At 59.7% G+C, this 26,306-nt stretch carries 24 protein-coding genes and 1 tRNA gene; 11 read left to right on the top strand and 14 right to left on the bottom strand.

Annotated elements, in window-relative coordinates:
- The first annotated feature begins 211 nt into the window (after positions 1–211).
- Positions 212–1,570, top strand: coding sequence for a replication-associated recombination protein A (locus JIN84_RS18900; RefSeq protein ID WP_200352630.1), 1,359 nt, complete (start codon positions 212–214; stop codon positions 1,568–1,570).
- A gap of 47 nt (positions 1,571–1,617) precedes the next feature.
- Here JIN84_RS18900 and mgtE read toward each other — a convergent pair whose 3' ends face one another.
- Positions 1,618–2,988 carry a magnesium transporter gene (gene mgtE, locus JIN84_RS18895; protein ID WP_234043566.1) on the bottom strand — a complete coding sequence of 457 codons (1,371 nt, stop codon included), beginning with the start codon at positions 2,986–2,988 and terminating at the stop codon, positions 1,618–1,620.
- Between the two features lie 179 nt (positions 2,989–3,167).
- Between mgtE and JIN84_RS18890 the strand changes: the two genes are divergently transcribed.
- On the top strand, positions 3,168–5,045 hold the full coding sequence (locus JIN84_RS18890; protein ID WP_200352628.1) for a beta-L-arabinofuranosidase domain-containing protein: 1,878 nt from the start codon (positions 3,168–3,170) through the stop codon (positions 5,043–5,045).
- A 228-nt stretch (positions 5,046–5,273) separates the two neighbouring features.
- Positions 5,274–5,762: a hypothetical protein gene (locus JIN84_RS18885; protein ID WP_200352627.1), complete on the top strand. Its 489-nt coding sequence runs from the start codon at positions 5,274–5,276 to the stop codon at positions 5,760–5,762.
- 257 nt (positions 5,763–6,019) lie between these two features.
- Here the strand turns inward: JIN84_RS18885 and JIN84_RS18880 are convergent, their stop codons facing one another.
- The 10 genes from JIN84_RS18880 to JIN84_RS18835 form a co-directional block, all read right to left on the bottom strand.
- Positions 6,020–7,315 (bottom strand): AAA family ATPase, encoded by a 1,296-nt coding sequence (locus JIN84_RS18880; RefSeq protein ID WP_200352626.1) that lies wholly within the window; start codon positions 7,313–7,315, stop codon positions 6,020–6,022.
- A gap of 189 nt (positions 7,316–7,504) precedes the next feature.
- The gene (gene speD / locus JIN84_RS18875) at positions 7,505–7,900 is read right to left on the bottom strand and encodes an adenosylmethionine decarboxylase (RefSeq protein ID WP_200352625.1); all 396 of its coding nucleotides are present in this window, start codon (positions 7,898–7,900) and stop codon (positions 7,505–7,507) included.
- Positions 7,901–7,953: 53 nt separating this feature from the next.
- Positions 7,954–8,346: a hypothetical protein gene (locus tag JIN84_RS18870; RefSeq protein WP_200352624.1), complete on the bottom strand. Its 393-nt coding sequence runs from the start codon at positions 8,344–8,346 to the stop codon at positions 7,954–7,956.
- Positions 8,347–8,366: 20 nt separating this feature from the next.
- Complete coding sequence (locus tag JIN84_RS18865) at positions 8,367–9,062, bottom strand: PspA/IM30 family protein (protein WP_200352623.1); 696 nt, start codon at positions 9,060–9,062, stop codon at positions 8,367–8,369.
- Between the two features lie 12 nt (positions 9,063–9,074).
- Positions 9,075–9,488 (bottom strand): CesT family type III secretion system chaperone, encoded by a 414-nt coding sequence (locus JIN84_RS18860; RefSeq protein WP_200352622.1) that lies wholly within the window; start codon positions 9,486–9,488, stop codon positions 9,075–9,077.
- A complete protein-coding gene (locus JIN84_RS18855; RefSeq protein ID WP_200352621.1) occupies positions 9,485–10,594 on the bottom strand; it encodes a potassium channel family protein in 1,110 nt (369 codons plus the stop codon). The genes JIN84_RS18860 and JIN84_RS18855 overlap by 4 nt, the downstream gene beginning before the upstream one ends.
- Positions 10,591–11,427 (bottom strand): hypothetical protein, encoded by an 837-nt coding sequence (locus tag JIN84_RS18850; protein ID WP_200352620.1) that lies wholly within the window; start codon positions 11,425–11,427, stop codon positions 10,591–10,593. Before JIN84_RS18850 ends, JIN84_RS18855 begins: the two co-directional genes overlap by 4 nt.
- Positions 11,428–11,438: 11 nt before the next feature.
- On the bottom strand, positions 11,439–12,326 hold the full coding sequence (locus JIN84_RS23450) for a DUF350 domain-containing protein (protein ID WP_200352619.1): 888 nt from the start codon (positions 12,324–12,326) through the stop codon (positions 11,439–11,441).
- An 18-nt stretch (positions 12,327–12,344) separates the two neighbouring features.
- The gene (locus tag JIN84_RS18840; protein WP_200352618.1) at positions 12,345–13,328 is read right to left on the bottom strand and encodes a hypothetical protein; all 984 of its coding nucleotides are present in this window, start codon (positions 13,326–13,328) and stop codon (positions 12,345–12,347) included.
- Positions 13,325–15,007: a polyamine aminopropyltransferase gene (locus JIN84_RS18835; RefSeq protein WP_200352617.1), complete on the bottom strand. Its 1,683-nt coding sequence runs from the start codon at positions 15,005–15,007 to the stop codon at positions 13,325–13,327. The genes JIN84_RS18840 and JIN84_RS18835 overlap by 4 nt, the downstream gene beginning before the upstream one ends.
- Before the next feature lie 199 nt (positions 15,008–15,206).
- On the opposite strand from JIN84_RS18835, the gene JIN84_RS18830 reads away from it, so the two are divergent.
- From JIN84_RS18830 to JIN84_RS18805, 6 genes are all read left to right on the top strand, one after another.
- Positions 15,207–15,854 carry a hypothetical protein gene (locus JIN84_RS18830; protein WP_200352616.1) on the top strand — a complete coding sequence of 216 codons (648 nt, stop codon included), beginning with the start codon at positions 15,207–15,209 and terminating at the stop codon, positions 15,852–15,854.
- 186 nt (positions 15,855–16,040) lie between these two features.
- Positions 16,041–16,253, top strand: coding sequence for a 50S ribosomal protein L35 (rpmI, locus tag JIN84_RS18825; protein ID WP_200352615.1), 213 nt, complete (start codon positions 16,041–16,043; stop codon positions 16,251–16,253).
- Between the two features lie 140 nt (positions 16,254–16,393).
- Positions 16,394–16,771 (top strand): 50S ribosomal protein L20, encoded by a 378-nt coding sequence (gene rplT / locus JIN84_RS18820; RefSeq protein ID WP_200352614.1) that lies wholly within the window; start codon positions 16,394–16,396, stop codon positions 16,769–16,771.
- Between the two features lie 168 nt (positions 16,772–16,939).
- Positions 16,940–18,526, top strand: coding sequence for an MFS transporter (locus tag JIN84_RS18815; protein ID WP_200352613.1), 1,587 nt, complete (start codon positions 16,940–16,942; stop codon positions 18,524–18,526).
- A 294-nt stretch (positions 18,527–18,820) separates the two neighbouring features.
- Positions 18,821–19,270: an RDD family protein gene (locus tag JIN84_RS18810; RefSeq protein WP_200352612.1), complete on the top strand. Its 450-nt coding sequence runs from the start codon at positions 18,821–18,823 to the stop codon at positions 19,268–19,270.
- 44 nt (positions 19,271–19,314) lie between these two features.
- Positions 19,315–19,773, top strand: a complete 459-nt coding sequence (locus tag JIN84_RS18805) for a phage regulatory CII family protein (RefSeq protein ID WP_200352611.1) — start codon at positions 19,315–19,317, stop codon at positions 19,771–19,773.
- Here the strand turns inward: JIN84_RS18805 and JIN84_RS18800 are convergent.
- Entirely contained in the window at positions 19,770–20,354 is a 585-nt protein-coding gene (locus JIN84_RS18800; RefSeq protein ID WP_200352610.1) for a glycosyltransferase family protein, read from the bottom strand. The genes JIN84_RS18805 and JIN84_RS18800 overlap by 4 nt on opposite strands.
- Positions 20,355–20,484: 130 nt before the next feature.
- On the opposite strand from JIN84_RS18800, the gene JIN84_RS18795 reads away from it, so the two are divergent.
- Together JIN84_RS18795 and JIN84_RS18790 are read left to right on the top strand one after the other, a co-directional pair.
- Positions 20,485–22,980 (top strand): FtsK/SpoIIIE family DNA translocase, encoded by a 2,496-nt coding sequence (locus JIN84_RS18795; protein WP_200352609.1) that lies wholly within the window; start codon positions 20,485–20,487, stop codon positions 22,978–22,980.
- A gap of 288 nt (positions 22,981–23,268) precedes the next feature.
- Positions 23,269–23,341 (top strand) — tRNA-Phe (locus JIN84_RS18790).
- A 349-nt stretch (positions 23,342–23,690) separates the two neighbouring features.
- Here the strand turns inward: JIN84_RS18790 and JIN84_RS18785 are convergent.
- Both JIN84_RS18785 and JIN84_RS18780 read right to left on the bottom strand, forming a co-directional pair.
- Positions 23,691–24,764 carry an NAD(P)-dependent alcohol dehydrogenase gene (locus JIN84_RS18785; protein WP_200352608.1) on the bottom strand — a complete coding sequence of 358 codons (1,074 nt, stop codon included), beginning with the start codon at positions 24,762–24,764 and terminating at the stop codon, positions 23,691–23,693.
- A gap of 67 nt (positions 24,765–24,831) precedes the next feature.
- Positions 24,832–25,884 (bottom strand): AraC family transcriptional regulator, encoded by a 1,053-nt coding sequence (locus JIN84_RS18780; RefSeq protein ID WP_200352607.1) that lies wholly within the window; start codon positions 25,882–25,884, stop codon positions 24,832–24,834.
- Positions 25,885–26,306: the final 422 nt, after the last annotated feature.

The raw sequence follows: 26,306 nt of genomic DNA, 5'->3' as shown, positions 1-26,306 counted from the left end.
TATCGGAGGGTAGCACTACGGACTCTCCGAATCGGGTTTGGAGCGGGGCGATGGCGGTTGAGCCATAACTTTGGGGGGGTGAGAGGGACGTCGGGAGGAGGGGAACTTTGCGGTTTGGTGCGGGTATTACGGATATCCCGTAGTGCTACCCTCCTGCCTGCCGCCCGAGACTCGGTGAAATATCCGCTCGCACGGGGCGGATATCGCGTCGATGATTGCTCGCGACTCCACCGTGTCCGATCTTTTCACCACTCCCGCCGCCCGTGCGGACAAGCCGAATCCCGCAGAACCGCTTGCCGCACGCATGCGGCCGCGTTCTCTTGATGAGGTGGCGGGGCAGCGGCATATCTTGGCGGAGGGTAAATTGCTGCGCCGGGCCATCGAATCGGACCGCTTTACCTCGCTGATTTTTTACGGACCGCCGGGCACGGGCAAGACGACCCTGGCAAGCGTGATCGCCCGGACCACCGGCTCGCGTTTCGAGTCGCTGAACGGGGTGGAATCGAATGTGGCGGAAATCCGTGCGAAGATCGACCAGGCGAGGACATGGCGCGATCTTCGTGGAGAAACGACGATCCTGTTCATTGATGAGATCCATCGTTTCAACAAGGCGCAGCAGGATGTGCTGCTGCCGCACATCGAGCGGGGCGTGGTCCGATTCATCGGCGCGACGACGCACAATCCTTATTTCCACGTGAACTCGCCGCTGGTCTCGCGGTCGCAGATTTTCCAGCTCGAACCGGTGCCGGTGGAGGACGTGGTGAGGGTGCTGGAGAGGGCGCTTTCGGACACCGAACGAGGTCTGGGCGAGCATCTGGTGAAAGCCGATCCGGAGGCGCTGCTACACCTCTCGGAGAAATCCGATGGCGACGTGAGGAGGGCCTTGAGCGCGCTGGAACTCGCCATCCTCACCACCCCTCCGGAAGGTGGCGAAGTGCGTCTTACACTGGCGGTGGCGGAGGAATCCATCCAGCGCAAGGCGGTGGTTTATGACGCGCATGGCGATGCCCATCACGACACGATTTCCGCATTCATCAAATCCATCCGTGGTTCGGATCCGGACGCGGCGCTGTATTGGTTGGCGAAGATGCTGCACGCGGGTGAGGACCCGCGTTTCATTTCGCGACGGCTGGTCATTTCCGCCTCGGAGGACATCGGCCTGGCGGATTCCAACGCGTTGAGGGTGGCGATGGACGCGCATCAGGCGTTCGAATTCATCGGCATGCCGGAAGGACGGATCCCGCTGGCGCATGCGGCGGTTTACCTGGCCACCGCTCCGAAATCCAACACCGCCTACGCCGCTCTTGGGCAGGCGATGGAGGATGTGGAAAAGGGGCGCACGCTGGCGGTTCCGGTGCATCTGCGGACCAAGACCCGCAAGAAGCTCGCCGCCGCTTCAGGCGAGAACGATGCAGCGATGGTCTATCGCTACGCGCACGACTACGAGGGCGCCTATGTGCCGCAGGCATATCTGCCCGAGGGGCGGATCTATTATCACCCGGGGGATCAGGGCATGGAAAAGCGCATCAAGGAGCGGCTGGATTACTGGCGGAGCCTGATGCAGGCCTGAATCGGCCTAGGGATCGGAGGCTGACCATCGAGGCTTCTAGAGACTACTCAATGCAGATGCAGGATCGCGCCGACGGTGGTGAAATAGATCATCATCCCCGAGATATCCACCGTGGAAGCAAGCGAGGGGGCTGAAACCACGGCGGGGTCGAGCTTGATGGCCCGGGCACAGATGGGGAGCAGCGCACCGAGAACGGTGGCGGACAAGACCTGCACGATCAGCGCGCTGGACACGGCGAAGGCGAGGTGGAGGAAGTCGAAATCCGCCCCCGTTCCCCGCTGGATGTGAGGAAGGATGAAACTGATGAAAACCGCCATTGTCACGCCCAAGGTAAGTCCCAGCAGGATTCCGGTGCGGGCTTCTTTCCATGCGATGCGCAGGGCGTTTCCCGTCTTGATTTCACCGAGGGTCATCGCGCGGATCACCATGGTCGCGGCCTGGCCTCCGGAGTTTCCGCCCGCCGCGACGACCATCGGCAGGAAGAGCGAGAGGACGAAAGCCTTTTCCAACACCGCGCTGAAGCGGAACATCACATATCCCGAAACCACCGACAGAAACGCGAGGCCGATGAGCCATGAAACGCGGCGTTGGTATTGTTCCACCACGCTGGTGTTCAGGTAGGAAACCTCGGACTGCTCACCGCCGATACCGGAGAGTTTTTCGATGTCCTCCGTGGACTCTTCCTGGAGAATTTCCAACGCGTCATCGTAGGTGAGGACACCCAGGAGGTGGTGGAATTCGTCCACCACCGGGAGCACGATGAGGTCGTATTTCGAAAGGATGCGCGCCGCTTCTTCCTGGTCCGCGGAGGCGAGGATGGTCTCGTCCGCCTCTTCCATGATGTCATGGATGGGGGTGTCCCAGGTGCTGAAGGCGAGGTCGCGCAGTCTCACTTTTCCGACGAGGCGGCCTTGTGCGTCCACCACGAAGATGCGGGCCAGCGTTTCCGCGTCCTCGCGGTCGCGGCGCAGCACCGTGATGGCTTGTTTCACCGTCATGTCCGCGGTGATGCGGCCGACATGGGTGGTCATCCGGCCACCCGCGGTGTCTTCCTCGTATTTGAGAAGGTTCCGCGTCAGTTCCTTGTCGCGCGGACCGAGCAGGCTGAAGAACCGCACCTGGGCTTCCTCGCTGACGACCTGGAAGACGTCCACGCGGTCGTCGTCCGAGAGATTTCCCAAGAGCACCCGGAGCTGGGCGGGTTTGAAATGGTTCAGCGCGCCCTCGATGAGAGGGTAAGGGAGTTCCGCCACGACGTCGGTGGCGAGTTCCGGACCGATGGTCTTGAGGAGGAGGTCGCGTTTCTCGTCGTCGAGGTTTTCGTAGAGATGTGCGAGGTCCGCGTAGTGGATGTCCTCGGCGGCGGCAAGCAGGGCGGAGCCGTCCGATGCGTCGAGCGCCCGGAGCAGTTCGTTCATCGGAGTTTCCATATATTCTTCCGCCACGCGCGGAGGTTGGGGGGCGGGCTCCATGCGGGCAAGGAAAAGGAGGTGAAATGATTGGGGAAGTGGAGCGACCGCCTCGATGCAGCCCTTCCGATGCGACCCGATTGGGGGCGTTGTCGGGGCGGGCCGGTATTTCCAAGATCCGGGCACAAATGGCGAGAGGCTGGACATTGGTGTTGGCGGGATCGTTTTCCTGGGCTTTTGCGGCGGAACCGCCTGTGAAGGTGGTGACAGGGATACCGGTGGACGACGTGCGCCTGCTGGATGGGCCGTTTCTGGATGCCCAGGGACGGGATCTGGACTACATGCTCTCGCTGGATCCGGACCGCCTGCTTTCCGGGATGCGGGCGGCGGCGGGGTTGAAGCCGAAGGGACCGCTTTACGGAGGCTGGGAGAAAAACGGCTCCGGCATCGTGGGGCATTATCTGAGCGCCTGTGCGTGGATGTCCGCCGCCACGGGGGACGAGCGGATCAAGCGGCGTGTGGACTATATCGTGGACGAGATGGCGGAGTATCAGAAGAGCAGGGGGGATGGGGGGCTCTACGCCTCGCAGTGGGAGGCGGATGATTGGTACGCCCGGCTGGGCCGGGGTGAGCTGCGCCTGAGCAATGTGCTGCCATGGTATGTGGGTCACAAGACGTTGGCCGGACTGCGCGACGCGTGGCTTACCGGTGGAAATACCCAGGCCAGGGACGTGCTCATCCGTTATGCCGACTGGTGCGCCACCATCACGTCCAAGTTGGACGAGAAGCAGTGGCGGGACATGACGGCGAAGGAGATCGGCGCGCCGAATGAAGTCTTCGCCGATCTCCACGCCGTGACCAAGGAGCCGCGTTATCTCGCGCTTGCCGAAAAATTCACCCGGCGCCCCATGTTCGATGCCCTTGAACGCGGTGAAAGATCCGCGATCCACGGGCACCATGCGAATACCGAGATTCCGATGTTCGTTGGATATCAACGGACCTACGAAGCTACTGGAGAAGAGCGGTGGCATCGGGCGGCGGTGAATTTTTGGGACGCCGTCATTCAGGATCAGACTTTCGCGTTCGGCGGGAACAGCATCTGGGAAGCCTTCATCGCACCCAAGGACTACGAGAAAAAACTCACGGAACCCTGCGGTCCGGAGACCTGCAACACCTACAATCTCCTCAAGCTAACCCGACAACTTCAGGAGGACAAGCCGCAAGGGAAATACCTGGATTATATCGAGCGCGCGCTCTTCAACCACATCCTCACCTCCATCGGTCCGGCACCGGAAAAAGGATTCGCCTACTATACACCGACACGGCCCGGGCATTACAAACGGTACTCCACTCCGTTCGACGCGTTCTGGTGCTGCGTCGGCAGCGGCATGGAGAACCATGCCCGATACGGTTCCTATCTCTATGCGGAGCAGAAGGACAGGTTGCTGGTGAATCTCTTCATTCCGTCCGAGGTGCGGTGGCGGGAAAAATCGGTCGAGATCCGTCAAACGACGGATTTTCCGAACGAGGGAATCATCCGGTTCTCGATCAAGGTCTCGAATCCAACGTCCTTCACCCTGTCCATCCGCTGTCCGGGTTGGGCGGATAAGACGAAGCTTGCGATGCAGCTGAATGACAGGTCCGCCGTTCCGAACGTCGGCGGAGATGGCTTCATCGACGTCAGGCGGACCTGGAATGACGGCGATGTTTTCAAGATCAACCTTCCTCCACGTCTCACAGCCGAGTCCACCCCTGGCGGAAAGTATGTGTCATTTTTCCATGGACCCATCCTGCTTGCGACGGCAATGGGCAAGGAGGGGTTGCAGCCCGCGGATTTCCATGCGGATGGCAGCCAGCCATTCATCCAACTGGGACGCGAGGAACTGGCGGTGGAGAAGGTGCCTTCGCTGGATGCGGGGAAATCAGACGTGCTGTCGCTTGTGGGGAAATCTCCGGCGAACGAAATCCGTTATCCCATCCGGACCACGCTGGGATCAAAGGAACTTGTGCCGTTCTACAAGATCGGGCTGGAACGTTATTCGGTGTATTTTCCGGTTTCGCGGTGAAGTCGGAGGGTAGCACTACGGGCTACCAGGAAAATACAAGTCGCTTGCGAACGGAATACGTCCTGTTGCATGCTAACGTCTGTTACCCCACTCCTTACGCCCTGCCATTACGGGTAGCCCGTAGTGCTACCCTCCGACTTGGGCGGGGCGTTTGAGCTGGCGGGGAAGCGACGCGTGTTTTCCGAAAGGCTGTATTGACGGAACCTCCTTCCCTTTCATCATGCGCGGATGCCTTCCGATTATCTGAAAACGGAACGTCTTATCCAAAAGCACGGGGACAAGCTTCCGCACTGGCAGCAGAACGAGGCCATGCAGTTTGTTACTTTCAGATTGGGCGACGCGCTGCCCTTGAAAAAGGTGAGGATGTGGAAAGAGCAACGATCTGACTGGATTCTCGCCCATCCCAAACCATGGACGGCGGAGGTCGCGCGGGAGTATGAGAAACGGTTCACGTGGCGGATCGAGAAGTGGCTGGACGAGGGGAGCGGTTCCTGTTTGCTGAAGGACCTTGCCGCGAGGAATGCTCTGGCGGAGTCGCTGATGCGTTTCCAAGGCGAACGCGTGCGGCACGAGGCGTGGGTGATCATGCCGAATCATGTGCACTTGCTTTTCATGCCCTTGGTCCCGCTGCCGGATTTGATTGAGGCGTGGAAAGTGTTTCCGCCAGATATATCCGCCGCGGGCCGATTTGGCAGCGGAATTACAGGGATACGATGATTCGCGATACGGATCATTTCATCAATGTGGTCCGATATATCCGGAACAATCCCTTTAAGGCTAAATTGACGGAGGGGGAGTTTTCCCTATGGGAAGGCGAGCGGGCTGCGAACGTGTCTTCCGGAGGGTAGCACTACGGGCTACCCGTAGTGGAATGGCGTATTGGATGGGGGAACCGACGTTTGTATGCAACACGGCATATTTTGTTCGCAAGCGATGTGTGTTTTCCGGGTAGCCCGTAGTGCTACCCTCCGGCCTCATCCGAGATCCTCGGAGGTGAGTTGTGCGAGTTCCTCCTTCGTCCACTCGCGCTTGCGGAGGGTGAGGCGGACGGCGTGGCGGCGGATGGCCTTTTCGAAGAGGTTGCGCATGTGGCGGCCGTTGCCGAATCCTCGTCCCGCGGTTTTGAGTTCTTCCTCAATACGGGTTTCGAGCGCGGCTTCGGCGGAAGCTTCGAGGGTGTATTGGTTTTTCTCGCAGAATCCCTTGAAGATGTTGACCAGCTCCGGGGCCGTGTAGTCTTCGAAATTCAGGTGGATGGTGAAGCGGGACTGAAGGCCGGGGTTGGTGTCGATGAACTGCTTCATGTCGTCCGGATAGCCGGCGGCGATGACGATGAGCCGTTCGCGGTGGTCTTCCATGCGCTTGACGAGGGTGTCGATGGCTTCGCGTCCGAAGTCGTTCTCGCCACCGGAGACGAGGGCGTAGGCTTCATCCACGAACAACACTCCATCGAGCGCCTGGCGGACGATGTCGTCGGTTTTTTTCGCGGTGTGGCCCACGTATTGACCGACGAGTCCGAGGCGGTCGGTTTCGACGAGGTGCCCCTTCTTCAGCACCTCGAGCGCGGCGAAGATACGCGAGACGATGCGTGCGACGGTGGTTTTTCCTGTGCCGGGGTTTCCGGAAAAGACCATGTGCAGGGACATCGCCGCCCCCTTCAGATCGTGGGCGGCACGGGCCTTGTTGATTTCCAGAAAGCGGACGAGGCTTTCGATCTCCTGTTTGACGTTCGCGAGTCCGGCAAGGGCGTTCAGCTCGGCGAGGCAGGTTTCGAGGTCTTCCTTCGGCACCTCGACCGGGGCCGGCTCGGCGGGTTCCTCCCCGCCGGATTCCAGCCATGCGAGGATCCGCTCCATGCGCGACATGTCGCCGCCGAGGAGCTGGAAGGCGAGGTTGCCCAAGAACAGACGTTCGTCGTGATTCACCACACCGTCCGCGAGGACGGTCCCGGCGGCGATGCGGAACAACTGTTCTCCCCATGCCGGGTGTTGGCTGCCGAAGCGAAGTGCGGAGAGATCGTAGCCGGGCTGTGCGAGCACACGGGCTTCCAGCATCCGGTCCTGTGCGGCGGACCAGTCCAACTTCCTGCCTACGGCGGCGGTGTATTGTTTCTCGGCATGGTTCGTCTCACCATCGATACGGGCGGTGAGGAAAAGAACCAGCTTGAGTTCGTAATCGAGTTCGAGCGCCTCGCAGCCGTGTTCCGCGATGAGGGATTTTCGGACCGGGGGAACTCCGCGGCTGGCGCGATCTGCTAGAATTTCTGACATGTGGGAAATCGATGGTGGGAATGCCGTGCCGGATGGTAGGGAACGTCTTTCTTTGGTTTTGGATTTTCAATCATCGAAGGACGCGGATGGACGCAGTTGAAGAGGATGCTGATAAGTTCAAAACCAACGAAACTTTCATCATTGCCCCCTTCATCTGCGTCCATCCGCACCCATCTGCGATCAAACGAATCAAACCGCGGTCGGGACGGCGTGAGGGCCCCGGTGGAAGGAGGTGCGGTTGACGGTTCCGGCGGAGAGGGAGGCGATGAGCAGGGACATGACGGCTTCCGCGATTTCCGGGCGGCCGCAGGTGAAGACATCCACCGCCGCGTAGCCGTGTTCCGGCCAAGTGTGGACGGTGAGATGGCTTTCCGCGATCACCACCACGCCACTCACCCCTTGCGGGGTGAAGTGGTGGAAGTGTGAGGAAACGAGCGTGGCCCCGCCCTTTTCCGCGCAGTCGCGGAAGCAGGTTTCCAAGGCACGGACGTCGTTGAGCACCTCCGGCGGGCAGCCTGTGAGTTCTGCCAGGACGTGCCGCCCTGCGGGTGGGGTGGGGCCGGGCTCCGCCAACCTTGTATCCAAGACTGGCGGAGGGCAGGATTCGGGATGATATTTGATCATGATGGCAATGCGGCTTAATTTTGATTTTCCAGCGTGATCTGTGAATTCATCGCGGGTGAAAGTCCCATTCCAAGGATGCGCAGGGTTCCCTTTTTGTTGGATATGTGCATGCGGTTGAGAGGCGTCTCTCTGCCATCAACAACAAGTTGTTGATCCGGAAATCTCCATCCGACGACAAAGTAGGTCAATGCCGCCCAGCCTCCACCCTTTAACTGGTGAATCTGCCGAACGGATTGGCCAGCAGGAACTGTGAAGGTTCTGCCTTGAAGCGAAATGGTGTGATTGGTCGGCGTGGCTTCCCGAAATGACCAGTTCACCTCAACATCATAGCGAGCCTGAAACCGTATTATCGGAATAACCGACAACGTCAAGGCGGTGAAAATCGCTATTTTGGTTGTTTTGCCCATGATCACTTTTCAAGCGAACATCAGCCTGGCGTGGTAGTGCCGAGCTTGGCCTTGAGAGCGTCCAATTTGGACTGGACGTCGGGATTCGCCGCGCTGGAACCGAGGGACTTGAATTCATCCTCGAGGCGGGTGGAACCGGAATTGTCGGCCATTTCCTTGGCGGCGTCGGCTTCGTAGCCCTGGCGCTCGGCCTTGGCCTTCATGCGTGCCATCAGGTCGTCCGGGCTGCGGTTGGTCGTCATGCGGGCCTTGGCCTCGTAGATGTCCTTCTTGACCTGCGCGGCCTTGCTCTGGGCGATGATGAAGTCCTTGTTCCGGCGGTATTCGGCGACCTCGGCCTCCATCTTGATGACCTCCTGCTTCAGTTCGGCGACGGAGGATTGCTGCCCCTGCCAGACGGGTTCCAGGGAAGCCGCGCGGGACTCGTGCTCGCTGGCCCGTTCGAGGGCCTTCACCGCGAGATCCTCGCGGCCCGCGCGCATGGCGGCTTCCGCCTTCTGTTCCCACTGGAATTTCTCGGCCTTTTCCTTTTCAAGCTGGGCCTTGCTCTGACGCTCGGTGGCGATGACCTGCTGGACGGATTGCTTCACCTCGCGGATCTGCTTTTCCTTGTCGGCGATCGCCTGTTCGAGCATGAGCTCGGGTTTTTCAAATTTTTCGACCACCTTGTTCGCGGAGGCCTGGCCGATCTTGAAGATGCGTGAGAAAATGCTCATGATGAAGGGATGTTAGGAGTTGATGGATGGGCTGAGGAGTTCGGTGACGCGGTCCACGGCGAGTTCGAGCGCGTCGAACACGGCGAGGAGTTCCTGGTCGTTCAGGTCGCCGGTCTCGCGGCTTTCCACGAGGACGAGGCGGCGGTCGGCGGGGTTGCTGGTGTCCAGTCCCGCGCTGACAGGAAGGATCTCGGTGTTAAGAGCGAGAAGGGACAGCAAGAGTTCCTGGGTGATGATGGCGTCGATGTTTCCGAGGTCCACCTCGAAGTAGATCTGCTTCTCGTCCACCTTGAGGAAGACGGGGAGTTCGTTCTCGCGGTCGACGCGGTAGACATCGTTTGAAAGCGCTTCGACGGTGAAGCCGTTCGCTTCGAGGAAGCGCGGGAGTTCTTCGTCGCGCTGGAGCTTGATCTGGATTGGTTTCATTCGGTTGGAGGTTGTGGGTGGTTGTTGAGATGGGTGGTTTCGAACGCGTCGTAGTCGGCGCGCTTTTCCGCGAGGAGGATGAGTTTGTCGGTGGCTCCGAGGCGGAAGGATTTGTCGGGAGTCATCAGGGCGGCTCCATCCCGAAGCACCCCGACGATCTGCAGATTCGACGGATGGTCCAGGGCAGCCCTCTGGATTTCCCGCAGGGCGCGCCCGCCGAAGCGGTGGGGGACGATGTAGAATTCGCAACCAGTGTCGTGGGTCGCCAGGTTTTCGACGACGTGACGGAGGCCCGGGTTGAACATCTCCTGGGTAAGCAGCATGTCGGTGATGCCCTCCGCCGGCACGATGCCGTCGGCACCAGCGCGCTCCATCATGCGCAGGTTCTGCCGGCGGGCGAGTTCGATCACGACGGAGATGGAGCGTGTCCCGCTTTCTTCGATGAGTCTTACCAGGGTGCCCGCCGTGAAGCTTTCTGCATCGCTGCCTTCGTCGCTGATGTCGCGGGCGAGGATGATGACCCCTGTGGCGTTGGCGACTCCGGCCCGAAGCAGGGTTTCTTCGGATGTCGGCAGTCCCTTGACGAAGTGGATGGATTTCTCGCGGAATTCCAAGGGCAGTTCGTCGAGCTGGTTGGTGACACAGACCGCCGGACGCTGTGGGTCGGCATGGGCGGTGCGGAACTGCTCGACGAGCTGGATGACCCGCGAAACGGACGGGCACTGGCAGATGACGAGATGGTTTTCAAAGTGCATGGTCGCGGTGCCCTTCCGGCGTTTGTTGAATCTTTCCATCAGGGTTTCGACGATGACGCCGAGCGAGTAGCCGATGAGGCCGATCCCCAGCAGCATGCAGGGGTAGGCGACGAAGAACCGGCCGAAGAAGGTTTTCGGGAAGAAGTCGCCATAGCCGACCGTGGTCATGGTGACCATGGACCACCACACCGAGTCCCAGAACCCCAGCTCCGGCTGCCTGCCGGATTCGGCGGTCAGGAAGGCCGCGCCGAAGATGAGATTGAGGGCCAGCGCGATGAGCAACGCCGTGCCCACGCGCACGACCGGCTTGTGGCGTTGGCAGGACCAGCGGCGGATGAGCAGCAGGATCATCTGTCGGAGTCCCAATTGTCTTCCCAGAAGCGGTCACGGTTTGCGGGTTCGATGTAGTTGGCGAAATCAAAGTCAGATGCGGGTGGGAAGGTGACGGGCGCGACGACGCGGTCCGCTTCGTTTCCACCGGAGGGGGAGGGGCCTTTGCCCTGGAGCTCGCCTTCGGCGCGGGCCAGCAGTTTTCCCAGCAGCGCACCGCCTTGCTGGAGGATGTCCTCGGCCACGACCGGGCCTTCGATCCAGCGGTCTCCGTCCTGGTAGCCGAGTTCGTGGAGGTCGATGGCTTCATTGCAGACGCCGAGGATCTCGTCCCACACGCTGCCCAGCAGCAGGTCGAACTGCCAGCCCGCGGCGTCGCGGCCGAAGCGGTCCTCGCGGATGAAGCTCATGAAGACGATTTCCACCGCATCGATGCCGAGGTGTTCGGCGATGGCGATGCGGACATCCTGGAAACGTTCGTCGTGCAGGTGGTCCAGCCATTCCTGTTCATCGAGGATTTCAAAATATTTGGCGAACGCGAATTCCCCGGCACCCAGATCGACTCCGGAGAAGACATCGAAAAAATAGACGAAGCGGGCGTAGCGTTCCATGAAACGCTTGATGACATTCCTTCCCTCCTCGGATGGCACGTAGTCCTTGCCCTCGCGGATGAGGATCCACTCCTTCACCAGCAGCCATTCGAGGATGGGCTCCAGGTCCGCGTCATCCCGCTCCAGCCAGACCTGGAAGATCTGGGGATGGTTGATCATGTATTCCAACAGGAACAAACCGGCGAAGCGGAGTCTCTGCTCGTCGGAAGCGGTCCAGGGTTCGTCTACGTAATCGTCGGACATGGTCTTGGTGTTCAGGAAAACGATGCGTCCAGCAACAGTGCGACTCCGATGGCGGCGGCTCCCTCGATGAGAGCCACACCCCAGTTCCTGTCGCGTGCGATTTCATCATGGATGCGTGCGTCCGGCAGGACCACGAGATCCACCAGCCAGCGGCTGCCGAGCAGGACGAAAAGGGAGATGGGAATCCACACCGCGAGCGCGACGAGCGAGTCGTCACGGCGGATCTGCCCGGAAATGAGGATGGCGAGCGCGATGAGCGTGGCTCCGAATGCGAGTCCAGCGCCTTCGTTGTCGCGTTCGATCTCCCCGTGGATGTCATAACCGCAGGTGCGTTGGTAGATGGCTCCGAGCAGGATGAACCCGAGCTGGCCGATGACGAAGTAAACGAGGGTATCGAGGATTTCCATGCCAAGTCCGCCGCCGGTGGTGCCGCTGATGGAGGCCGAGATCATGAAGGCGGTGCCGATGTAGGTGCCTGCCAGAACCGCACCGGTGCCGACGTTGCGGTCCGTGATGAGCTCCTTGTGAACCTCGAACTGGTTAAGCAAGAACTTCCGGTTGATCCATGCCGATGCGAGCAGCAGGGAAAGGGAGATAACGGTCCAGAGCGCGACAGATAACAAATCCCGCCCGAGTGAGCTGGCAGGATTTCCTCCCGAAATCAGCACGCCACGGATGAGGGTGAGCACGCCGAAGATATAACCAGCGGTTGCGACTCCGACAGCCTTGTTGTCGTGTTTTGTCAGTTCGTCACTGAGGTGATAACGGGTGGTCAGGCCCTTGACCGGCTTGGCCAGCAGGACGAGCAGCAATCCCACGGCGAAGTAAAGGATGGCGGGAGATGTGAAGATTCCGACAACGGAGGAGGTGTCGAACCAGACTTGGAAATGTTCGTTCACGGGATATGGGATTTGGGTTTATTTGCCACCACGGGAGAATCCGCCGCTGCGGGAGGAGCCGGAACTGCTGGAACGCCCGAAGCCACCGGAAGAACTGGGACGGCTGGGAGCGGCAGGCTTGAAGGAGGAGGTGGGTCTGCTCGGAGCGGTAGAAGTGTTTGATGAAGTGCCGGGTCTGCTGTTGGAGGCAGTGCCGCTGGTGCGCTGGCTGCCGGACGTGCTGCCCGAAGGGCTTCCGAACGAGCGCTGCGATTGGGTCGGATTCGCGAGGGCGCGTGACTTCGCCGCGATCTTTTCCGCGTTCGGCGAAACGGCGGGCTGCTGGATGACTGACTGCTTCGATGTTCGGATGGTGGATCCGGCCGTGCGCGATTTCATGGTGCCCTCGTAACTGTCCGGTGCCTGGCGGTTCCAACCGCCGCCATAGGACGGCGGGTAGTTTCCATAGCCATAAGGCGAGCTGTATGAAGGCCGGTTGGAGGAAAACAACCAGCCCATGAGCAGCATGTCGGTGAGTCCGAAGCTGGAGTGATGGTATTGAGCGGGGCCGTAGAGGGAAGGATTTCCGGTGGTTTGCACGGTGGCCTTGTCGGCCTCGCGCTTGATCTCGATGGTGGCGATCTCCTGGACCTTGCCGGGTTCGAGTTCGGTGGTGAGGGAGAATCCACGCTGGTCTCCGCTGCCATATTCGCTGACCTTGATGTAATCGACCTTCTTGTCGTCATTGAGGTCGAGGTTGTTGACGCCTTCCGACTGGGTGTTGAGCAGGAGTTCGAAGTCGGCGGCGTCCTTCGCTTTCTTCGCGAGAAGCGTGACGGCATCGAGATTGAGGCCTTTTGAGTATTCCTTGAGGACCACTTCGGTTGTTTTCTCAACCGCGGCCGGATTGGATTGGGTGACACGGGCCTCCTGGGCCGGATTTTTCCTGCCGCACTGTGACATCATCGAAAACGCGATGATGATGGCGAAAATGCCGACGCCGATTTTTGTCAGGGAGTTCATGGGGTTTCTTCGATGTTCCAACCTTGGAGGTGATAGTGATAGACGCGTGGTTCTGTCAGAGAAGTAAAATCCTGATGATTGGAAAAGAGGTCGTTTTTTCCAAACGCAAGGGATGCCGATACCAGTTCGGGCGTGAGGTAGCGGGTGGGCACCTGCAATTTCCCGAGACCGCCGAGTGCGTTCCGGGTTTGCTCCGCGGATCTTCCCATGGTGGCGATCCACCAGCCCCATTCTCCGAATGAGGGGACATTGTCGTGGTAGGGCACCGCGTTGAATCCGGCGGCCTGGAGGGTGCGGCCGATGCAGAGGAACGCCTCGCGGGCTTGGAAGCAGCCGCCGGATTGCTGGACGATCACGGCTCCGGGATTGAGCCGGTTCCTCAGATGGTCGTAGAACGGGCGGCCATAAAGCTTGGCAAGGTCCGGCGAGTTTGGATCGGGAAAATCCATGAACACGACGTCATGCCCGGAATCCATGGTCTTCACGAACTCGGCGGCGTCCAGATTGATGACGTGGAGTGTCGCGATCTCATGGGTCTCGGTGGGAAACAGCTCGTATTGGCTGGTTTGCGCCGCCCGGTACTCCACTCCCGGATTGATCCCGGTCGCCGCCCTCCGCGTGACCCGTGGATCGGACAAGCTGCCGCCGTTCATCCGCACGAGGTGCGGATCGTTCGTGGCCAGATCGGTCATCATCGGGTCCAGATCCACCAGGGTGACCTCGCGGACCTCCGGGTATTTCAGGACCTCACGCAAGGCGAGGCCATCCCCGCCGCCGAGGATGAGGATTTTTTCCCGCCTCGGGGCGATGTGCATGGCGGGATGGACGAGGTTTTCATGGTAGATCTGCTCGTCCGCCTCGTTGAACTGGAGGTGGCCGTTGATGTAGCAGCGCAGGTTTCCGCTGCGGTTCTGGGTGAGGACGACGTGTTGGAACGGGGTTGTCAGCGAGGTGACGATGGGATCGCGGTAGAGGAATTGTTCCGCCCGGAGCGTGAGACCGCGTCCGAAAACAAAGCCCAGCGTGACCAGCACCGTGGCACCGGCGATTTCGCATACCCGGGCGCGTGGCCCGGATAGCCGTCTTCGATAGAGGAAATAACACAGCACCGAGGAGGCGATGGTCGCCAGTGCGACGATGAAGCTGATGCGCTCGATGCTCAGGTAACGCACCAGCAGGAAGGTCCACAGCAGGGCTCCCACCAGCGCGCCGACGTAGTCCATTTTCAGGACCTGGGCGAGATTGAACCGCATGTCCGGTTCGGACTCCTCGTTGATCCGCATGACCAGAGGGATTTCGTAACCGATGAGCAAGCCGACGGTGAAGGCCAGCGCGTACTGGATGATGATGTAAAGCTGCGGCAGCAGCGCGAAGCCGTGGATCATGATCAGCGGGCCGAATCCTCCCAGCACCGCCAGGGCGATCTGCGAGCTGATGAGGCGGTCCGCCAACCGGTCCGCCGGCGTGTGTTTTTGGAAATCCGCCCCCATGCCCATCGCGAAGAGCATCGTGGCGATCATCGTCGCCCACTGTTGCACGGAATTTCCCAACAGATCCGATGCGATCTTGCTCAGGGTGTATTCGTAGGCCAGTCCGCAGCCGCCGAGCAGGAACATCAGCAATCCCAGCGCCCAGCGGCTGCGGGGCGTGGGAGTCAGGGCATCCGTCCGGCTTGTCATGACCGCAGGCTAGAGGTCTCCCGCGGGAAATGAATTACAAATTACGCCGCTGGTTCCAATCGCGGAGTTGGCTAGCCGATGGTGATAATGGCGGGGTATGGCTCTCATCCGCACTTGAACCGGCTTTATGTTTGTTGATATGGCGGGATCTGTTGACCAAGCCCCGAAACCCGGGCATACTATACCGGGCACAGAATTTATGAAAAGCTCCCTCAAATCGAGTTGCCTTCTCTGCCTTGTTTTGAATTCCCTTTTGTTTGCCGATCCGGTTGCCGAAGTGGTTCCTGATCTTTCGGGTTTGGCCGGAGCCGAGGCGGTTGATTTGACCAGAGGCATGATCAACAAAGGTTTTAAAGGCTTTACGATGTCCGATATTGAAACGGATCTGACGGGGGTTGTATTCTGGAAGTATGAAGTCGGCCCCCAAGGATTTGAGGCCGATTCGAAACAGAATTTCCGCGGAGTTGTTTTTGTGGTGAAGGAAAGCGGCGAAATCATCGCGATCAAGTCGATCCTTCCAAAGCAATCCCTGCCCGACCAGCACGTGCTGAATGTGGCGGTAGACTCGCAGGAAAAAATATCGGAGTTGCTCACGCGCAGTGGTTTCGAAAAAATGGATGAGCTTCAGGCCTATGGGTTGCTGAGCAAACTGGCCACCGCTATTCTGGCGAGGAGAGACAACACTGTCGTCAATTTCGACATCAGCGATTCCCAAAAAGGAAAGATTGAGGCGTTGTTCGAGAGGAAGATCAGGATTCCCGCTCCGACTGCGGCTGACAACAGTGGAATCAATGGCAAGGAAATTGACGATTTCGCCAAAGCCGTCATCAGGTATTCTTTGTATTGAGGAACCCGACCACTTGGCGGAAGAAATGCAGAACGATGGCCAGATGGAAACGCGCTGCTTTTCGCCCCTGTTTGAGGTCCGCAATTGTAATGAATGAAGGTGGCTCCAATCCTTTGGTTCGAGAATGAGGAGAATTCCCCACTTTTCCCTTGCCAAGGCGGCGCCGATCCCTAGCTTGCCCGTCCCATGCCAAGAGTCGGAGGAAAAGCAAAAACACGGAAAGCCGTTGCCAAGCGTTTCAAAGTCACTGGAACAGGGAAAATTCTACGTCGCAAACAAGGGGCCCGCCACTTGTTGCAAGGCAAGAACAGCAAGCGCAAGCGTCGTCTTGGGCAAGCTGCTCTCGTCTCTGACGCTGACCTTCGTAACGTCAGAGAGAATCTTCCTTTCTCCCATTGATCGAGATCGTAGCAACGAAATACGCCCCCGTCCGCGAATCGGACGGCCTTTACACAGCCTGATCCCGCGAGGGAGACAAGAACAGTCGAGACTGTGGAAGGAAATGAAAACAACGGTCTGTTCAAACTGAAATAAACTAAATGCCACGTGCCACCAACTCACCGGCCAGCCGCGCCCGCCGCAAGCGGACGTTGCTCCGTGCCAAGGGTTTCCGCGGTTTCCGCTCGAAACTCTTCCGTTACGCCAAGGACGCAGTCCGCAAGGCGATGACGTATGAATATCGCGACCGGAAGCGCCGCAAGGGCCAGTTCCGCCGTCTGTGGACCCAGCGTATCAACGCTGCCTGCCGCAACGAGGATCTGACCTACTCGCGCTTCATCGAAGGCCTGAAAGCCGCCGGTATCGAAGCCGACCGCAAGATCCTCTCGGATCTCGCCGTCAACGATGCCGCAGCCTTCTCCGCCATCATCGCGCAGGCCAAGAAAGCCCTCGAAGCAAAAGCTTCCAAGGCTGCCTGATCCTGAAGCGATATCACGAAACATCATCACGCCGTCCGGACTTGTTCCGGGCGGCGTTTTTTTGTGGAAATTTGAGGCGTCGGCGGGAGCCGGTCTTCGCCTGCCAATCCGTCCGGAACGCCGGTGCTACGTCTGGACAGGGCGGGAGATTGCTTCCAGATTGATCGGATGCCCGAGGTTCAGTCACCGCTGCGATTGCCATTGTTCAGGGCGCTTTGGCTGGGGAGCATCGTCTCGAACATCGGCACCACGATGAATGACACGGCGGCGGTGTGGACGATGACGACACTGACCGGATCTCCGACGATGGTCTCGCTGATGCAGGCGATGTCGAGTCTGCCGCTGTTTCTCTTCGCCCTGCCGGCGGGTGCTCTCGCGGATCTGGTGAACCGGAGGCGGCTCATTCTTTTCGCACAGGCGGGGGCCCTGCTCACAGCCCTGGGCATGGCGGTCATGGTATGGATCGCAATGTTGAACCAGTCCCTGCTGTTGCTGGCGACGTTCCTGCTCGGGGTGGCGGCGGCGTTCACCACCCCGGCATGGCAGGCTCTCATCCCGGAAATCGTCGGCAGGCCACAACTCGCTCCGGCCATTGCCTTGAACGGCGTGGGCTACAACATCGCGCGGGCGCTGGGGCCCATCGCGGGTGGACTGTTGCTGGCGTCGTTTGGCCCGGCACCGGTTTTCGCATTGAACGCGTTGTCGTTCGTGGCGGTGATCGTGGTGATGAACACCGGCAACTACATCGCCACCCCGCGAAGCGCACAGCGCGAGCAGATGCTGGGAGCGATGGCGGCGGCGATCCGCTACGTAAGTCATTCCTCTCCCATGCAATCGGTGCTGGCGCGGGGAGGCGTGCACATTTTCGCGGCGGTGGCTCCGGTCGTTCTACTGCCCATCATCGTGCATTCGCGGGGTTGGAACGCGTCGGATTTCGGCTTGATGATGGGGTGCTATGGTTCGGGCGCGATCCTCTCGGCCATCTTTGTCATGCACCGGCTGCGGGCGAGATTTTCCTACGACCAGGTCCTGTTGGGAGGGAGTCTGGCATCCGCGCTGGCCGCGATGCTGGTCGCCTTCGTGCCAGGAAAAATCCTGTTGGGCATGGTGCTGGTTCTTGCCGGGGGCGCGTGGCTGACGGGGATGAACACCTTCAGCGTCGCTTCGCAAAGCGCGTTTCCCAACTGGGTCCGCGCCCGGAGTTCGGCGATCTATCTGGTGGTGATGCAGGGTTCCGCGGCGTTGGGAGCGGTCGTATGGGGGCAGATTTCCGGTCATTTCAACGCCCAGACGGCGCTCGGTGTGGCGGCGGCGTGTTTGGTGGTCAGCGGGATCCTGAGCCGCCTGCTGCCGATCAGTCATGTGGAGAATCTGGATTTGAGGCCTTCGGACCATTGGAATGGCCACGCGCTTGCCAATGAACCCGCGCCGGATGACGGGCCGATCCTGGTCACCATCGAGTATCACATCGACCCGGAGGAGGCGTCCGCCTTCCGGGCGGCGATGTTCCACCTGAGGGAGATCCGGCTGCGGGACGGAGCGTTCCGGTGCTCGGTGTTTGTCGACCTTGAGGATGCGACGCTCTACCGGGAGACGTTTCTCGTGGGCTCATGGGCGGAACACATACGCCAGCACGAGCGGGTGACCATGGAGGACCAACGTGTCGAACTGGCGGTGCTTGCATTTCACCGGGGGGAGGAGGCTCCGGTGGTGAGGCATCTGGTGATGACAAACCTCCGCGAACGCCGGGCGTAACCCGATCTCATCAGACCTGCGCCACAGGGGGAAACGGGCGGTTGAGAAAAATTGCCAAAATCGCCGTGCATCATGGCGATCCACCTCGACCTTTCCCGGAGGAGTGCTATGCGTTGGGTTATGGATGATGAATCAGGAAACGCAGCGGAGGGTGGTTCGCAAGGTTTGCCCAAGCCCGTGATACCTCCGCCGAATCTCAACCCTCCTCCGCCGCCTCCCCGCGCGCCATTGGATCCGGGCCCGGTTTCCTCTCCACCGCCCCTGCCTTCGGGAAGCGAGGGCACGCGCGTGAACATGAAGACCAAAAGTGATGGCGGCGATGAATCGGCCACGGGGGCGGTGAATTTCAACACCCGCGCGACCGCGGCGGTCATCGACGGAGTGATTTCCACGGGAATCACGATTTTACTGGCTCTCCTTCTCCCGACCAAGGTCGCGATGTTGGGAGGATTCGCGTATCTGGTCATCCGGGACTCCCTGCCGTTTCTCGGTGGCCAGAGCGTCGGGAAAAAAGCGATGAAGATCCAGGCGGTCACGTTGGAGGGGAAATCTTTGATAAGTGACTGGCAGACGGCCCTGATCCGGAATGGCCCGTTGCTCATCCCGCTGTTTGCGTTTGTGGAGTTGTATATCCTGCTCACCCGGGAGGAGAAACCGGAGCGTGGCCGCCGTTTGGGCGACGAGTGGGCGAAGACCAAAGTCATCGTGGAGACAAAACCGTCTCAACAGGATGAGATCGGGTGATATGCATGCTTTCCAAACGGAGCGGATCTTGTCAGCTTCCCGCCATGGAAAGCCATGATGTGTTGAAACAAGCGTTACGAAAAACCACCCCCAAGGCGGTCGCCGCCGAACTGGGAGTGTCCTTGTCGCTGGTTTACAAATGGGCGGAGAAGCCCACTGAACTCAGTGCGGGCAGCAAGAATCCGCTCGACCGCCTGCTGCAGATCATCGACCTCAGTGGTGACAACGGAATCGTGGAGTGGCTTTGCCGTCAGCAAGGCGGGCATTTTGTGAAAGATCCGGATGTGAGCGGCCATCAGGTGGACCACGTGTTACCTGCCACGCAGGAGATCATCGGGCAATTTTCGGATTTACTGAACGAAATTTCGAACGCGGCGGACGATCATTCCGTCACCAAGGAGGAGTCGATCGCGATCCGCCAGTGCTGGGACAAGCTCAAGAGCTACGCGGAAGGTTTCGTGCGTGCCTGCGAGAACGGTGATTACAAGACGATGGTCCGTTAAGCGTCATGTCCCTCCAGTTCCCACGCTTTTTTCAAGGCGGGGCCGAGGATGCCATCCAGCGCCAGTTGCCAGTCCCCGCTGGTGCGGATGACCGGTAGTTCCGGCAGAATCCGCGATGGCAGGTCCGCCGGGCCTCCATCAGCGATGGCGGTGAAATAAACGCCGCCATCGGTCGCGGGACCGATGACCTCGGTCGCGGTGCGGCCCATGCCGAGCAACGCCGCGTGGACCCAGCGGGCGCCGAGATTCGGGCAGAGAATTTCTCCGGTCGCGTGAACGTCGAAGTTTCCGGGATTTCCTCCAAAATCGATTTCCCAACCTTCGCTGTGGAAAACTCCTTCCTCAGCCCGCCATTTTTCAGCGAGGCGGGGTAGCAGCCAGAAACGAACGGCTTCATCCGCATCAGCAGGCTCCACTTCGAGGCGCAGCCTCGCGTCGCCCAGCCCCCGGAGTTGGCGGAGGGTGGTGACCACGATTGCCCGGTAACGCCGTGCTGCCTCCTCCGGGCCGTCGATGGCAGCCATTTCGGGCAGGACGTGGCCGGGCACGGGTTCTTGGATTTTCAGTGTGAGAAGTCGCACAAGCGGACATTTGCCCGGCTCCACCCGCGTGTCCAAGCCCGGATTGCTTTGTAAATCCTTATTTTTCGGTCTCCGAAAACAATCTTGCTCCCGGAGGCGTCAGATAGGATGCTGTCGCCGCAGAGAATTCATGGCAGCCAAGGATAACAAGAAGCGGGGCGAGGAACCGGAGCCTACCCGATGGTCGAACGAAATCATCGGGATCATCTGGGTGACGGCGGGTCTCCTGCTGCTTCTATCGCTGGTGAAATACAGTCCGGCGGATCTGCGCGGGCCGTCCAAACTGTGGCTCATCGGTCCCTTCCTGGAACCGATGGCGGATAAATCCGGCGCTCCTAGTGAGAATCTCATCGGAAACGTGGGTGGCATCCTTGGCTTTTTACAAATCCTGCTTTTCGGAGCGGCGAGTTATCTGATCCCTGTGGGATTCATCTGGTTCGGAGTGGTCAAGCTCGCGTTTGACTCCCGCATCTGGCCGCGCGCGGTGATGGGCTTTTGTGTGATCCTGCTTGCGGGGGCCACCTGGCTCGACGCGTCAGCGGTCTTTTTCGCGGATTGGGCGCAACGCTGCAGCACGAACGGGCCGGGCGGCGTCATCGGTCACGGCATCAGCGGCTCCATCCTCAGCTCCGTCATCGGGCGGGCGGGAACCATCATATTGACGACAGCGGCCTATTTGATCGCGGTGATATTGCTGACCGGCCAGCACCCCGTACGGTTCATCAAGGCATGCTACCGTCTCGGTCGCATGCGTTTTTCCGAATGGCGTGAGAATCGCAGCGAGGTTGGGAAAATCGCCGCGCGTGAGGCGGAGATGCTCGCCATGCGCGAACGCCAGCGCGAGCAACGCCGCGTGGAGCGGGAAACCGCGAAATCCGCCACCACCGCGAAGACCGCCGCTGCCGCAGACGATCCGCAGTCCATGCTCCCCCTGCGCGAGACACCTCCGCCACAGATCATCGATTCTTCACAACGCCGGATCAATGAAGCCTTCGAACCCGGAACCAAGCCCTTCGAGCGCAAGAAACCTGCCGGTCACCAATTCCTCTCCGTCACCGGATTCGAAAACTACGAACTGCCCGGCTTCGACCTTTTGGATATTGATGACACCGTCCCGGCACCCGAGGCGAATCGGGAGGAGCTGCTCCAGACCCAGAAGACCATCATCGACACCCTGCAGGCCTTTGGCATCGAGGTGAGCGCGGGAGACATCACCCGTGGTCCGACGATCACGCGGTATGAAATCTACCCTTCCACGGGTCTCCGCGTCTCCCGCATCTCCCAACTGGAGGCGGACATCGCCCGGGCGACCTGTGCGGAACGCATCAACATCCTCGCGCCGATCCCCGGCAAGGACACGGTCGGCATCGAGATCGCGAACTCCCAGAAGGTCGCGGTGCCTTTGCACGAACTGCTGCACGATCCCGAATTCCGCTCGGCGAAAAAGAAGATCCCGCTCGCGCTCGGCAAGGATGTCTACGGCAAGACCGTCATCGGCGATCTGGCCGCCATGCCGCACTGTCTCGTCGCCGGTGCCACGGGCTCGGGCAAATCCGTCTGCATCAACTCGATCATCGCATCCATGCTCTTCAAGTTCGGGCCGGATGAGCTGCGCTTCATCATGGTGGATCCGAAGGTGGTGGAAATGCAGATGTACAACCGCCTGCCGCACCTGGTGGTGCCCGTCGTCACCGACCCGAAGAAGACTGTCGCCGCGCTCAAGTGGGTGGTGAACGAAATGGAGAAACGCTACCGCATTTTCGCCAAGGAAGGGGTGCGGAATTTCGACAGTTTCAACACCCGCCCACGTCCTGAGAAGGAAACCGTCATCGAGCCGGAACAGGAACCGGAGCCCGAACTGCCGGTGGATGATGAGGCCATCGAGTCCATCGCCATGGCTCTCGAATCCGGCGAACTTGGTCCGGAGGCGGATCTTGAGGACGACGACGCGATGCTCTTCGAGGACCGCATCCCGGACAAGTTTCCCTACATCGTGGTCCTCATCGACGAGCTTGCGGACCTCATGCAGACCGCCCCTGCGGACGTGGAGATGTGCATCGCCCGCATCGCCCAGAAAGCACGTGCGGCGGGGATCCATCTCATCATCGCCACCCAGACGCCGCGTGCGGATGTGGTGACAGGTATCATCAAGGCGAACATCCCGTGCCGCATCGCATTCCAGGTTTCCTCCGCATTGGACTCCCGCGTCATTCTCGACACCAAGGGAGCCGACAAGCTCGTGGGCAAGGGAGACATGCTCTATCTGCCACCGGGTTCCGCGAAACTGGAGCGTGCGCAGGGTGCCTTCGTGACCGACCAGGAAATCGAACGGATCATCGACCACTGTGCCAAGCAGGGGGCGCCGAAATTCGAGACCGACATCCAGGCCTCCATCAACAGCGAGGACGGGGAAGGGGAGGATGACGATGTCTCACAAGCCGATGAGGAACTCATCATGAAATGCATCGAAGTGGTGCGTCAGGAGCAAAAGGCCAGCACCTCTCTGCTTCAACGCCGCCTGCGCCTCGGCTACACCCGTGCCGCGCGCATGGTCGACATTCTGGAACAGCGTGGAATCGTCGGTCCGGGCGAGGGTGCCAAGGCCCGCGAGGTTTTCCTGAAGTGAATGTCGCCCGCGTGGCGAGGGAAGGGTGGGGACGGCATTGTGGACTTATCGGAATGCCTCGTCGTGTTCGCGTGTTGAAGCGATTGATGATCCCACGCATGGTTCGTGATCCGGGTGGCAAACCAGCCCGAAGACCTGTGGGAATCGTTCTCTAGCAGGCGATTCCGAAGGGATCAGACGGGATAATTCGGTCTTCTTAAAAAACTGTCTGAAAAGACAATTTTCAGGTTGTCAAAACCCTCCGTGGCGCTCTTACTGCCGCCGCGCCCGCGAGGGTGTCAGTGCTAAGGCCCGATAGCTCAGTCGGTAGAGCAGTGGATTGAAAATTCACGTGTCGGCGGTTCGAATCCGTCTCGGGCCACCTCCTTTAAGTTTTGGGGGGGCGGTTTTTTATGGTGATTGTTCCCTCATGGTTTCGCCTGACGGGAAATTGTGGCTCCTGCCAATTACCTGCCGAATCGAACGATTGCTTCAGATTCTTCTTCGGAAATCAAAACATCTCCGCCCGGTGGAAACGTTCATTCGCCCGGAGGACAAGCTCTGGGTCTTTGACCAACTCAAATTTGTCGGGAGCGCGTCCCATTCGACATCTTTGACGCCTTCTCCCAGTCGAATTCGGCACCGGCAACGTGAGCGTGATGTCTACCGATGTCAGCAGGTCCCGGCTGACACCGGCCGCGCAAGCCTGGGACAGGATCAAAAGCCCGCGTCTATTCGGATTTCAAAGAAGCCATATCGATTGCGAAACGATACCTCACGTCCCCCTTGAGCAGCCGCTCGTAGGCTTCGTTGATTTTCTGGATGGGAATGACTTCAACGTCGGCGGTGATGTTGTGCGTCCCGCAGAAATCCAGCATTTCCTGGGTTTCGGCAATGCTGCCGATGGGTGAGCCCGCGAGGTTTTTCCTTCCCATCAAGAGGGAGAAGGCGGACAGGACAATCGGTTTCTCAGGTGCGCCCAGAAGCGTGAGAGTGCCGTCAGGAACAAGCAGCCGCAGGTAGGCGTCGATGTCATGCTGCGCGGAGACCGCGTCGAGAATGAAGTCGAAGCTGCCGGCATGCTTTGCCATCTCATCGGCCTCGTGGGAGATGACAACCTCGTGTGCGCCCAGACGCAGTGCATCGTCCTTTTTTCCAGGTGAGGTCGTGAAGACAACCACCTGGGCTCCGAAGGCGCGGGCGAACTTCACGCCCAGATGACCCAGCCCGCCGATGCCGACAATACCGACCTTTTTTCCCGGCCCGACCTTCCAGTGGCGCAGGGGCGAATAGGTCGTGATACCGGCACATAGCAGCGGAGCCACGGCAGCGAGCGGAAGATTGGCGGGAATACGCAGTGCGAAATGTTCATCCACCACAATGCTCTCCGAATAACCTCCGTACGTGGGCCCGCCGATTACCGGCTCGGTCGCGCCATAGGTCCAGATCCCGGTGGGGGAGAATTGCTCGTTGCCCACCTTGCACATCGGGCATTCCAGATCCGCGCCAACCATGCAACCCACGCCGGCGAGGTCGCCTGGTTTCATTTTGGTAACCTTGGAGCCGACTTTGGTCACGCGACCGACAATCTCATGGCCGGGAACCGCAGGATACACCGCGGGCATGACACCGCTCCATTCGTTGCGGACGAAGTGAAGATCGGAGTGGCAGACCCCGCAGAAGAGAATCTCGATCTGAACATCCCGGTCGGTCGGTTCGCGGCGTTGGATCGTATCAGGTGCCAGCGGCGAGCTGGAGCTGGTGGCGGAGTAGGCTTTGGCAGTGTATGCGTTTGGTTTAGACATAAATTTTGTTAGAGTGGTCATCGGCGGGTTTCGATTGCCGGGCCTCGTCTTTGTTTTTTAAGCCGGCTCAAGACGCCTTGGCCGGATCGAGGCGCCGCGCCGCCCTCCACTCGCCGGGCGTGGTGCCCTCCCAGGAACGAAAGGCGCGGTAAAACGAATTCGGATCTTCATAGCCGACCAGAAAGGCTGCTTCGATGATTTCGATCGATTCGTCTCCCAGATATTCGCGGGCGAGTTCGTGACGGGTTTCATTCAGCAGTTGCCGGAAGCTGCTGCCTTCATCGGCAATCCGGCGCTGCAAGGTGCGTTCCCCCATGCCCAGCTCCCTTGCGATCATGGGAAGGTCGGGCTGACTGCCCGACAGAAGGCGTTTCAGAACCCATTTCACCTGTCCCAGCGTGGTTGGCTTGTCGCGTCCCGATTCCAACTGGGTTTCGAATTGGGACGCCAGCATTTGCAGCAATTCGTCGTTGTGCGTGAGAAAAGGAAGTTCCATATCGGCCGAACGCAGGACTATCGAATCGCGGGCGGCGCGGTATTTCACAGGACAGCCAAAGTAGCCTCCCAGGCCATTTCCGCGTTCGGCCGGCCGGGCGAGTTCGATGCGTTTCGCGCTCAGCTCCGTCTTGGTGCCGCGACGGCCGAGCTCCATGATGACAGCGAACCCGGCGTCGATCAGAAACTCCGGCACCGGCTCCCCGTCGGAAAAAGGGAAGGAAACCTCGATCACGGTCTCATCGTTTTTCGAGGTGATGCTGTATTCCTGGGCGCCGCAAAGGCGTTTGTAACGGGCAAGGCGCTCGATGGAATCCCGATAAGTGCGGGCATGCAGAGCGGCGAGAAGCGTCGGGTGAAACTGGTCGGTCTCGACCTGGCTCATGAATTTCCAGCCCATGGAGGGATCGTCTGCCAACTCACGAATGGCCCGGAAAATGGCGAAAAACTGCGTGGTGGTGACGACGCTCTCTTCGCGGTGAACTGTCGGCGGGAGGTTGCAGCGACGGATAAGGATGGCGGGGGTGATACCGATGGATTTCAGTCCTGCCCAGAAGACATTGGGAAGCTTGATGCGGTCCTGGGCGGTGCCGCCAAGGTGAAAATGATCTGTTCGGGACTTCATGGATGTTCGTTGGCCAAGCCAAACACAAGGCCAACATATCATTGAAGCCGGGCCTGTCACTAGCACGAGGCGACAATCAACTTGCAAAAGGCGTCATGTGTTTCCAGCCAATCGCGCCTGTCGATCCCCATCCCACGTCGCGCGGGAAGTGAATGTGGATGCCGCTTTTGATCGGATGTCATTCCTCCGGTGGAGGAAAAAGCAGTATCGGAATCAAGCGGTTGGCCGTGATTTCAGGCTGGGTTTGATTCTTGCGGTCACCCGTCAAATGAGGTTGCGATTTTTTTTGATCCAAATCGGACCGAGGTATCGGATCAATCCTGCTGTCGGAAATTCCCGTCTAACTGTTAGGTGGGATCGGCTGCGAATCCTGCCGGACAATGCCTAGCGGGCATTGTCCAACCCTCCAAGATAACCGTCTG

The organism is Luteolibacter yonseiensis (assembly GCF_016595465.1).
GTDB classification, from domain to species: Bacteria; Verrucomicrobiota; Verrucomicrobiia; order Verrucomicrobiales; family Akkermansiaceae; genus Luteolibacter; species Luteolibacter yonseiensis.
This window is presented reverse-complemented; position numbering and strand designations above follow the sequence as displayed.

Bases quoted from the DNA above. Each gene is read 5' to 3' on its own strand.
- JIN84_RS18860 (WP_200352622.1), bottom strand. From the start codon at position 9,488: ATGAAACCAATCCAGATCAAGCTCCAGCGCGACGAAGAACTCCCGCGC.
- JIN84_RS18880 (WP_200352626.1), bottom strand. From the start codon at position 7,315: ATGTCAGAAATTCTAGCAGATCGCGCCAGCCGCGGAGTTCCCCCGGTC.
- JIN84_RS18785 (WP_200352608.1), bottom strand. From the start codon at position 24,764: ATGTCTAAACCAAACGCATACACTGCCAAAGCCTACTCCGCCACCAGC.
- JIN84_RS18810 (WP_200352612.1), top strand. From the start codon at position 18,821: ATGAAGACCAAAAGTGATGGCGGCGATGAATCGGCCACGGGGGCGGTG.
- JIN84_RS18885 (WP_200352627.1), top strand. From the start codon at position 5,274: ATGCCTTCCGATTATCTGAAAACGGAACGTCTTATCCAAAAGCACGGG.
- JIN84_RS18890 (WP_200352628.1), top strand. From the start codon at position 3,168: ATGGCGAGAGGCTGGACATTGGTGTTGGCGGGATCGTTTTCCTGGGCT.
- JIN84_RS18840 (WP_200352618.1), bottom strand. From the start codon at position 13,328: ATGAACTCCCTGACAAAAATCGGCGTCGGCATTTTCGCCATCATCATC.
- JIN84_RS18805 (WP_200352611.1), top strand. From the start codon at position 19,315: ATGGAAAGCCATGATGTGTTGAAACAAGCGTTACGAAAAACCACCCCC.
- JIN84_RS18850 (WP_200352620.1), bottom strand. From the start codon at position 11,427: ATGTCCGACGATTACGTAGACGAACCCTGGACCGCTTCCGACGAGCAG.
- JIN84_RS18795 (WP_200352609.1), top strand. From the start codon at position 20,485: ATGGCAGCCAAGGATAACAAGAAGCGGGGCGAGGAACCGGAGCCTACC.
- JIN84_RS18830 (WP_200352616.1), top strand. From the start codon at position 15,207: ATGAAAAGCTCCCTCAAATCGAGTTGCCTTCTCTGCCTTGTTTTGAAT.
- JIN84_RS18865 (WP_200352623.1), bottom strand. From the start codon at position 9,062: ATGAGCATTTTCTCACGCATCTTCAAGATCGGCCAGGCCTCCGCGAAC.
- JIN84_RS18870 (WP_200352624.1), bottom strand. From the start codon at position 8,346: ATGGGCAAAACAACCAAAATAGCGATTTTCACCGCCTTGACGTTGTCG.
- JIN84_RS18900 (WP_200352630.1), top strand. From the start codon at position 212: ATGATTGCTCGCGACTCCACCGTGTCCGATCTTTTCACCACTCCCGCC.
- rplT (WP_200352614.1), top strand. From the start codon at position 16,394: ATGCCACGTGCCACCAACTCACCGGCCAGCCGCGCCCGCCGCAAGCGG.
- JIN84_RS18855 (WP_200352621.1), bottom strand. From the start codon at position 10,594: ATGATCCTGCTGCTCATCCGCCGCTGGTCCTGCCAACGCCACAAGCCG.
- JIN84_RS18780 (WP_200352607.1), bottom strand. From the start codon at position 25,884: ATGAAGTCCCGAACAGATCATTTTCACCTTGGCGGCACCGCCCAGGAC.
- mgtE (WP_234043566.1), bottom strand. From the start codon at position 2,988: ATGAACGAACTGCTCCGGGCGCTCGACGCATCGGACGGCTCCGCCCTG.
- JIN84_RS18815 (WP_200352613.1), top strand. From the start codon at position 16,940: ATGCCCGAGGTTCAGTCACCGCTGCGATTGCCATTGTTCAGGGCGCTT.
- JIN84_RS18835 (WP_200352617.1), bottom strand. From the start codon at position 15,007: ATGACAAGCCGGACGGATGCCCTGACTCCCACGCCCCGCAGCCGCTGG.
- rpmI (WP_200352615.1), top strand. From the start codon at position 16,041: ATGCCAAGAGTCGGAGGAAAAGCAAAAACACGGAAAGCCGTTGCCAAG.